Genomic DNA, 9,485 nt, shown 5'->3' on the forward strand with positions numbered 1-9,485 from the left:
GGCGACCGACGGCGAGCACGGTGGCCCGTCGGCACCCGGGTCGGCGCAGGAGGCGCTGGCACTGGCGACCGAGCACGGGTTGCGGCGGGTCGACTCCAAACCGGGTCTGGCCGCCTACCTGCGCGACGTGTGGCGGCACCGCGCCCTGACGGTCGAGCTGGCCAAGGCGAAGGCCTACGACCGCAACCAGAACAACTACCTGGGTCAGCTGTGGGCTGCGCTCAACCCGCTGCTCCTCGTCGGCGCCTACTTCTTCGTCTTCGGCTTTCTGCTGGACGTCAGCAGGGGGACGGACAACTATGTCGCCTTCCTCGCGACCGGCATCTTCATCTTCTTGTTCATCGCGGGCGCGCTGTCGGCGGGTGCGAAAGCCATCACGGGTCACCAGTCGCTGATCCGTTCGGTCCGGTTCCCGCGGGCTGTGCTCCCGATCTCCATCGCCATGGCAGAGACGCTGATCCTGCTGCCGGCGCTGGGGGTGCTGCTGATCATCCTGCCGCTCGCCGGTGAGCCCATCCAGCTCGAGTGGCTGCTCCTGCCCGCGGCGGTCGTCCTGCTGTTCGTGTTCTGCACCGGACTGGGGATGCTCGTGGCCCGCGCCGCCTCGGCGTCGCGTGACGTGCTGAACCTCGTCCCGCTCGTGGTGCGTCTGGCCCGGTACGTCTCGGGCGTCTTCTTCAGCATCGAGGCCTACGCCCCGGGTGCGTTGGGCCTGGTCATGCAGTACCAGCCGGTGGCCGTGTACCTGAACCTGGTCCGCTCGTGCATGTTGTCCGGTCACCCCCAGGACCCCGTGCTGTGGGGGGTCGCTGCCGGCTGGGCCGTGCTGTTCGTGGTCGCAGGCACCTATGTCTTCTGGCGAGCGGAGCACCGTTATGGCCGCGAGTGAGCCGACGGTCGTGGCGCACGACGTCCGCATCAGCTACCGGACCTTCGGTGGGGCGCGGAACGCGTTGGAGGCTGCGCCGACGTCGCGGTGGTCGCGTCTGGTCGGGCGTGCGGGCAAGCACGTGGGTGCGGTGAACGAGATCGAGGCGGTCAAGGGCCTGTCGTTCATCGCCCGCGAGGGCGAGTCGATCGGCCTGGTGGGACGCAACGGGTCGGGCAAGAGCACCGTGCTGCGTGCGGTGGCGGGTCTGATCCCGATCTCGGGTGGTCAGCTGTACTCGCGGTCCGACGTCGCGCTGCTCGGTGTCAACGCCGCCCTGATGAAGTCGCTCAGTGGTGAGCGGAACATCATGCTGGGTGGGTTGGCGCGTGGTCTGACGCGACGCGAGGTGCGCGAGAAGTTCGACGAGATCGTGGAGTTCTCGGGCGTCGGGGACTTCGTCAAGCTTCCCATGTCGTCGTACTCCTCGGGCATGTCGGCACGGTTGGCGTTCGCGATCGCCTCGGCACGCACGCCTGAGATCCTCATCATCGACGAGGCGCTGGCCACCGGCGACGCGGAGTTCCGGCGCCGCAGCGCCGAGCGGATCGAGCGGATCCGTGAGGAGGCGGGCACGGTGTTCATGGTGAGTCACTCGGCGACCACCATCCGCAACACGTGTACGCGGGCGATCTGGCTCGAGCAGGGGCAGGTCCGTGCCGACGGCCCGGCGAAGGAGGTGACCGCCGAGTACTCGGCGTTCATCAAGGCGTTGCGCGCGGCGAAGAAGAAGCGGCCCTGACGTGCGGGTGCTCGTCGTGACCACCGTGCACCACCCGCAGGACTCACGTATCCGCCACCGGCAGATCGACGCGATGCTGGGCGCCGGGTGGCAAGTGACGTACGCGGCTCCGTGGCGTGGGTACGGAGTCGCCGAGGAGGACGTGCAGGGTCTGCGGGTCCTGGACGTCCCTCGGGCACGGGGCCGGCGCCGTCTCGCCGCGCTGGGAGCGGCACGGCGCCTGCTGGCCGCTGAGGCCGCCGCCCACGACGTGGTCCTGCTGCACGACCCCGAGCTCCTCCTGGCGTTGTCGCGACGTGTGGCGGCCCCGGTGGTGTGGGACGTGCACGAGGACACCGCGGCGGCGGTGCTGGTCAAGCCGTGGCTGCCGGTCCCGGTGCGACGGGTCGCGGCGGCGGCGGTTCGTCGGGCCGAGCGTCGGGTGGAGTCGCGGGTGGGCCTCCTGCTTGCCGAGCACGCCTATCAGGAGAGGTTCCGTCGCCCCCACCCGGTCGTCCCGAACACGGTGAAGGTCCCGGCCGAGGTCGTGGAGCCAGGCGGCGGTCGCGTGGTGTACGTGGGCTCGGTGTCGGTGGTCCGGGGCGCGCGGGAGCTGTGCGAGCTGGGTGCGAGGCTGACGCACCTGGGTGTGGGTGTCGAGGTGGTGGTGGTGGGTGGTGCGGATCCCGAGGCGACCGCCCTGCTCAGGGCCGCGCACGAGCGGGGGGTGCTGACGTGGTGGGGGTTCCGTCCGTCCTCCGAGGCGTTCGGTCATGTCTCCGGTGCCCTGGCGGGGTTGTCACTCCTGCACGACGTCCCCAACTTCAGGCACAGCATGCCGACCAAGGTGATCGAGTACATGGCGCACGGCGTGCCGGTGGTGACGACGCCGCTGCCGTTGGCCGTCGACCTGGTGGAGGGTGCGGGGGCTGGTGTGGTCGTGCCGTTCGGTGACGTGGAGGCCGTCACCGAGGCCGTGGTGGCTCTGGCGCGCGACCCGCAGCTGCGTGCCCGGTTGGGGAGTGCCGGTCATGCGGCAGCACGTCGTGACCACGACTGGTCGGCGCACGCCGGCACGTTCCTCGAGGCGCTCCGCTGTGCTGCCGGCGGGGTACGCGGCACCGGGGCCTGAGGTCACACGGGACGACGGATCCCGAGCGTGTCGCGGCCGTCGCCGTTCCAGTCCCCGGAGAACACCTCGTCGTCGACGCGTCCGTAGGGCTGGATCAGGTCCGCGACGCCGTCGGTGAGGGAGTTGCGCACGTGGTACCGGTTCCCGCGTCGGACGGTGAGGGTGTCGTTGCCGTCGCCGTTCCAGTCGCCGACCAGGACGACGTCGTCGGGGCGTCCGTAGCGGACGACGACGTCGGCGGCGCCGTCGGAGATGCTGTTCTTGATGTGGTATTCCCGCCCGCGTCGCACCGCGAGGGTGTCGTTGCCGTCCCCGTTCCAGTCGCCGACCAGGACGACGTCGTCGGGGCGTCCGTAGCGGACGACGACGTCGGCGGCGCCGTCGGAGATGCTGTTCTTGATGTGGTATTCCCGCCCGCGTCGCACCGCGAGGGTGTCGTTGCCGTCCCCGTTCCAGTCCCCGACCAGGACGACGTCGCCGACCCGCCCGTAGGTGAGGACACGGGCTGCCGGCCCTCCCAGGTTGGTGGTGATGTGGAAGCGGGCGCCGTCGCGCAGGGTGAGGGTGTCGCGCCCGTTGCCGTCCCAGTCACCGGGGAGCGGGGTGTCCTGCATGGTGCCGTACCGGAACACGTGATCGGCCGACGGCCCCCAGGAGTTCGTGAGGTGGTACTCGGCCGTCCGTGCCGGTGGGGTGGTGGGGGTGGGCGTCGGTGTGGGAGCCGCCGCGCGGGGCCGCCACCAGTGGGACAAGAGCCCGAAGGCGAGGTTGGTGTTGCCGGTGATGTTCGCGTTGCCCGTGCTGCACTCCACCCTCGCGCCGGTGATCCGGCCCCCCAGCTCGCCGTTGCCGTCCCGAGCGGTCACGACGAGGGCGCGGAGCGTCCCCCCGGACCCCGGGCAGTGCCGGGCGACGGTCGAGACCGACAGCTGTTCGGTCCAGGACGTCCGGGTGTCCCCGGTGGCCGTCCCGGTGTAGGGGTCGGCCTTGGCGACCAGGTAGGGCCGGGAACCGGCACGTGAGAAGCCGCCGTTGGTCGAGGAGTACTGGGTGAAGGCCACAGCGCCGTTGTGCAGGCGCACCTGGCGTGCGGTCCCCGTGATCGCCGCGTCGGTCCGGGAGTGCTCGCTGCTCGTCACCTGGCCGCCCACCGACCGTGACCGGCCTCGGTACACCTGGCAGGCGGTGGTGTCGCAGGTGTCGGAGTACCGGCGCTCGTTCAGGGTCGACAGCACGTAGCTGCGGGCCGCGACCGACTGCGCCTTGAGCGCTTCCGTGTGCCAGCCGGCAGGCACCTCGTTGGGTACCACGCCACGCAGGTAGGTCTCCAGGGCGACGTCGTTGACGACGTCGAACGTGCTGGTCGAGGTCCCGGTCTCCGGGGGCGTGAGTCGGAGGGTCCCGCGGTACCAGGTCCAGTCCCCGCCCAGCGTCGGGCCCACCTGGACACCGTCCCCGGTGGTGACGTTCACCTGGTCGGCCGCGACCGTCACGGTGCTGGTGACCGCTCCGCCGGGGGTGGTGCGCGCCTGGAACCGGTAGCCGCTGGTGCTGCGGGTGACGGTGAGGTGCCTGGCGCTGACCTGCCGGCTGGTGCCGCCGCCGACGGGCTGGAGCGTGAAGCCGGACTGCCCCGCGGGGGCGGTGACGGTGGCCTGGGACCTACCGGCGAGGGCGTTCAGGCGGACACGGACCACCCGGTTGGTGACGGTCCCCTGCGTGGTCCCGGGGTAGTAGAAGGCCAGGATCTGCGTCGCGGTGAGGCCCTGGAGCGCAGCTCCCTGGGCTCCCCACTGGGACATCCCGATCCCGTGGCCCCAGCCGCGCCCGTCGACCGTCCACGACCCGCTGGCCGGTGGGACGTAGCGTTCCTCCGCGGCGGTGGCCGGGGTCGGGGTGGTGCTGGCCGCTCCGAGCAGCAGTCCGGTCAGGGCGAGGACGGTCCAGGCGCGACGCATGTGATCAACGTCGACGCGATGGGTGCCGACCTTGAGCCGCAGACGTCAGGTCAGCACGCCGGCCTCCTGCAGGTCGGCCACGAAGCCGGGGCCGGTGCAGGTCGCGCTCAGGTGTGCGCGTGCAGACCGGACGTTCTGCGCGTACTCCCAGCGCTCGTCCTGGATGGCGAGCAGCTCTGCGGCCACGTCCTGCGGCGCGGCGTACCGTGCTGCGGGCCCGAGCACCGGCTCGAGTGCGGGGTCCACGAGTGCGATGCACCCGGCGGCGATCGCCGCCCGCAGCGAGCGTGGCACCCCGGTGCCCTTCCAGGGGTGCGCGAGGACGTCGACCTGTGCGAGGAAGACCTCGGCGGGCAGCTCGCGGTCCTCGTACCGGACCCACCTGTCGGTGCTCTCGACCGTTCGCCAGGACTCCACGGCACCGATGCAGCGCACGTCCTGGACATCGGTGAGGTGGGCGGCGACACGGTCCAGCTCGGCGTGGTCACCCACCGGCACCCGCAGCCCGAGGGTCGCGGGCCCGTGCAGCCTGTCGGGCCGCGGCGCCGCCAGGAGCTCCTGGTCGACCACGCCGCCCACGTCGGTCCCGTGCACCCGGTCGTGGAGGTCGGCTGGCATGGCTGCGAGGAGTGCGTGCCGCACGTCGGCGCTTGGGGTCAGCCACGTGGGCTCGGTGCCGAGGAGCGCGGTGGCTGCCCGGTGGCAGCCCACGGGGTCGATCGCCTGCGGGCCGCGGGCCCCGGGGGCCGCCACCGTGTCCAGGAGCATGACGACCCGGTCGATCTCGATGGTCCGGTCGACGTCGGGCGGCACCTCGAACGCGCCGGGGCTGCGTACCAGTGCTGTGGCGACGTGCGCGACGTCGTCGAGCATGACCACGTCCACGTCCCCTGCGTTCGCCATGGTGAGCATGCGTGGCTCGAGCGGTCGTCGCCGGGGGCCGGCGTAGCGGACGTCCTCGACGTGGGTGACACCCACCCGGTGGCCGGCGTCGGTGAGGGCACGCAGCTCGGGCACCAGGGCCTGCGCCTCGGCGCCTCGACTCCAGTCGGCGACCACGAGCACGTCGTAGGAGCGGCTGGTCCGTGGATCGCTGCTGAGCCTCTGCGGGACGGCGGTGCGTGCCACGGCCTGGTGGGCCTCGAGGGCCCCACGGGCGACCCGTCCCAAGGTGGTGCGGGACAGGGCCCAGAAGGCCAGGCGTGCCGGGTGCACCCAACCGGGGGCGAAGTCGGCCTTCGACAGCGACCCGACCCGGTTGTGGTAGACGCTCAGGGCCTCGGTGACCAGGACGGTGCGTTCACCCGTCATGGCCTCCACACGGCGGACGAGCTCGTTGTCCGCGGCCTTGCGCGCACCGGGGTGGTACCGGCCCGCTCGCTCGGCCAGCTCGCGGCGCACCATGTAGGACGGCGCGTAGGTGCCCGTCGCCGACCGTCCGAGCGGGGCGACCTCCAGGACGTCCGAGGCGCGCACGGCGTTCGACAACGTGGCGGGCACCCGTGGGGACTCGAGCAGGACCTGCGCCTGGCGGGCGATCCGGTCGGGGTGCGCCCAGTCGTCGTCGTCGTGGCCGGTGACGAACTCTCCGGTCGCGTGCTCCAGCCCCAGGTTCCGTGCCCGGTAGGTACCGCCGTTGACCTCTTGGCGCAGCACCCGCACCCGCTCGTCGAGCGCGGCCACCTGCTCCAGGACCTCCTGGTGCTCGGGGCCGGAGCAGTCGTCCACGACCAGCACCTCGAGGTTGTGCCAGCTCTGGGCCAGGATCGACCCGACGGCGGTCAGCAGGGACGGTCCGGGCCGGAACGTGGTGGTGATGACGGTGACCTTGGGACCGTCGACGGCGGCCCTGGTGGGGCCGGTCAACGTCTCCAGGGGTGACGGGGCGGTGGGGTCCCCGATGCGGGTGTCGACCAGTCCCCGGACGGCGAACACCTTCTCCAGGGCGGCGGCCCACAGGGTGGGGTCGCCGTCCGCGCGCAGGTGGGGGTTCAGCAGGTTCGCGCGGATCGCGTCCAGGTCCTCCACCTCGTCGGGGAAGGTCCGTGCCAGACGCTCGAGGCCTCTGCGGTCCCCGGTCGCGGCGAGCAGGTGCCCGTGCAGGGACCGGGCCTCGACGTCCACGAACTTGGCCGGCGCGGTCTCGAGGATCCTCAGGGCCGTGGCCAGGTCGTCCTCGCGGGCCGGCTGGAGCGCCAGCACCCGTGCCAACGGGATGAGCCACGGCCAACGGAGGTCGTGCTGCCGGGGGCGGGACAGCAGCGGCAGGAGCCCGTCGAAGGTGTGCCGGTCCCCGGTCGCGCCCAGCGCCAGCAGGTCCCGGCCGGCGCGCGCCCGGTTCCGAAGGACGGTCCGGCCCAGGGAGCGGGGGTCCTCGGGTCGGGCCAGGTGCCGGCGCGTGACGTGGGTGGGGGGCAGGGGAACGGGAGCGGAGGTGCTGGTCACTGTGGTCTCCTGGCGACTACGCGGAGGCGCCCGGCCGCTGGTAGCGCAGCACGGCGAGGTCGTCGGCGGGGGTGGGGACTCGGGTCAGGCCGGGGATCTCCTCCAGCCAGCGCCGGACCGTCTCACGCTCGTCGTGCCGTGAGGCGTCGTCGAGCACGACCCACGCGTCGTCGGCGAGCGCGTCCACGAGCAGCGGCAGCGCCGGGTACCTGGCCAGGTCCGCCGTGCGCTGCGGTGGGCCGTCGACCACCAGCATGTCGATCGCGGTGACGTCCGCCAGCGCGGACGGCTCGTACCAGGGGCGGGTGACGTCGTCGACCTCGACCTCGGCGAGCGGGGCGACGCGCAGGTCGACCACGGCCTCCAGGCCGTGCCGGGCGACCTGCTGGGAGGTCGCGTCGGCATACCGCTGGAGGTGGTCCACGCTGACCAGGCGGCCCCCGTCCCGCTCCAGGAGGTACCCGAGCCACACGGTCGTCGTCCCGGCGCCGAGCTCCACGACGGTGCGCGGCCGCGTCGTGCGGACCAACGACACCAGGGAGTGCAGGCTGCGCGTGTCGATGGCCCAGCCACCGGTGAGCGGGATCAGGTCACGGGCCTCCACGAGGTCGTGGAGCTGGATCGCGGCGTCCACGTCCTGCGTCATGGCGCGCACCGCCGAGCGCAGCTGCTTGACGGCCTGCGCCTCCCGGGCGTGCTCCTCGCCCCGGGAGTGGTTCCAGGCCCGTGCCTCGGACTGGAACGTGGTCAGCGCGGTCAGGACGCGACGTTCCATCGCCTCGACGCGGTCGGCGACCTTGCCCGCCTGCTTGGCGGTGGGGACGGTCCGGCGCAGCGCCTCGATCTCCCGACGGGTCCCTTCGGCGGCCTTGCGTGCCCGCACCACCTCCCGGTGCTGGCCCACGACCAGCCCCGTGAGTGCCAGAACTGCCAGGGCCAGCAGGGCCACGGCCGGCCCGGGCCGGTCCAGGAACCCGAGGACCAGGGCGGCGACGCCCGCCAGCGCACCGGTCGCCAGGGCCACGCGGTGAGGGGTCAGGTACCGGGTCATCGTCGTTCCTCCGGGTGTACGGCGTGGGCGGGTCGGCGTGGTGAGGTGGCGGGGTCGGTCGCCGTCACCGGTGCCCGACCCGGGCGGCCAGGTGCGCTGTCGCGCGGTCCGACAAGGTCTTCGCCCGGGCCGCGAACGAGTGCTCCCGCCGCACGGTCTGCGACAGCGCCATGCGCCGCTCGACGTCCTCGGGGGTCTCGTCGCGGTGGGCCCTCACGAGCGTGGGGATGTCCTGGGCGGTGGTGAAGGTCAGCACCACGTCCTCGAACGTCTCCTTGATCTGGGGGATGTCGTCGCTGATGACCCGTGCTCCGCACGCGACCAGGTCGAAGAGCCGGTTGGACACGATGCCCCAGTGTCTCATCTCGTCCCAGTGGTCGTTGAGGACCACACCGGAGCTGCGGTAGTGGGCGGCCAGCTGCTCGTTCGGCAGGTACGCCCCCTTCCACGCACCGTCGGGGAGCAGCCCTTCCCAGCGCTGTCCGTACACGTCGGGCACGAGTCCGGCCTCGAGGGCCGCGGCGACCGCGGGTCGCGGCCCTCGGGCGTTGCCGACCATGAGGACCTCGTGGGCGCAGGCGGGGTCCGGCGCGCCGGGGTGGAACCGGTCGGGGTCGGTGCACTGGAGCATCAGCTCGGGTGCGGTCCGCGCGAACGGTGCCACCTGCTCGCACCACGCCGTGGAGGCGCTGAGCACCACGTCGTAGTCGCCGACGGCCGTCGCCGGTGCCTCCGCGGGGTGGCTGATCAGCCACAGCATGGACACCTGGTCCGGGCTGGGGCGGTACCGGCCCCGGCCCTGGAGCACGAGCACCACGTCGTCGAGGTGGGCCGTGGGGCGGTACCAGGAGGTGCGGGTGTCGATCGTCACCTGGTGACCGAGCAGCTCCAGCTGCTCACGCAGCGCCAGGGCGTAGTGCCAGTCGCCCCAGCTCTCACGCTCGGACGCGACCTGGGTGCCGATCTTCACCGCCCACCGCAGGGGAGCGGAGCCGCGGTCGCGGACCAGGAGGGGGACGTGCTCCACGCTGCGTGACTCCAGGTGCCGCCGGGCCACGACTCCCACCCCCGGCCCCAGGTCGACCGCGGAGGCGGCCAGGCCGGAGGCGAGCCACCGCTCGTGGGTCCGGCGTGCGGCCTGCAAGGTGCCCTCGAGCGCCTCACCGTGGCGAGGTGCCGGTGGGTCGGACCGCAGCACGACCACCGAGTCGCCCGCGCAGGCGGTGGTCGGGGGCACCGCGGACCGGCCC

The 9,485-nt window shown here is 72.6% G+C and carries 7 protein-coding genes; 3 read left to right on the top strand and 4 right to left on the bottom strand.

The window, feature by feature from the left end; translation table 11 throughout:
* The 3 genes from N869_RS09885 to N869_RS09895 all read left to right on the top strand — a co-directional run.
* Positions 1–889: ABC transporter permease (locus N869_RS09885; RefSeq protein ID WP_035060958.1), on the top strand; the 889-nt coding region annotated here is incomplete at its 5' end.
* Positions 876–1,670, top strand: a complete 795-nt coding sequence (locus N869_RS09890) for an ABC transporter ATP-binding protein (protein WP_035060960.1) — start codon at positions 876–878, stop codon at positions 1,668–1,670. The genes N869_RS09885 and N869_RS09890, both read left to right, overlap by 14 nt.
* A 16-nt stretch (positions 1,671–1,686) precedes the next feature.
* Positions 1,687–2,781 carry a glycosyltransferase gene (locus N869_RS09895; RefSeq protein WP_232229687.1) on the top strand — a complete coding sequence of 365 codons (1,095 nt, stop codon included), beginning with the start codon at positions 1,687–1,689 and terminating at the stop codon, positions 2,779–2,781.
* 2 nt (positions 2,782–2,783) lie between these two features.
* Here N869_RS09895 and N869_RS09900 read toward each other — a convergent pair whose 3' ends face one another.
* The 4 genes from N869_RS09900 to N869_RS09915 form a co-directional block, all read right to left on the bottom strand.
* Positions 2,784–4,739: a SpoIID/LytB domain-containing protein gene (locus N869_RS09900; protein WP_035060962.1), complete on the bottom strand. Its 1,956-nt coding sequence runs from the start codon at positions 4,737–4,739 to the stop codon at positions 2,784–2,786.
* 45 nt (positions 4,740–4,784) lie between these two features.
* Complete coding sequence (locus N869_RS16575) at positions 4,785–7,184, bottom strand: glycosyltransferase family A protein (protein WP_052105349.1); 2,400 nt, start codon at positions 7,182–7,184, stop codon at positions 4,785–4,787.
* A gap of 16 nt (positions 7,185–7,200) precedes the next feature.
* The gene (locus tag N869_RS16580; protein WP_052105351.1) at positions 7,201–8,235 is read right to left on the bottom strand and encodes a class I SAM-dependent methyltransferase; all 1,035 of its coding nucleotides are present in this window, start codon (positions 8,233–8,235) and stop codon (positions 7,201–7,203) included.
* A gap of 64 nt (positions 8,236–8,299) precedes the next feature.
* On the bottom strand, positions 8,300–9,485 hold a 1,186-nt coding region (locus tag N869_RS09915; protein WP_232229688.1), incomplete at its 5' end, for a glycosyltransferase family protein.

The sequence above is a fragment of the Cellulomonas bogoriensis 69B4 = DSM 16987 genome (assembly GCF_000767165.1).
Taxonomy (GTDB): domain Bacteria; phylum Actinomycetota; class Actinomycetes; order Actinomycetales; family Cellulomonadaceae; genus Actinotalea; species Actinotalea bogoriensis.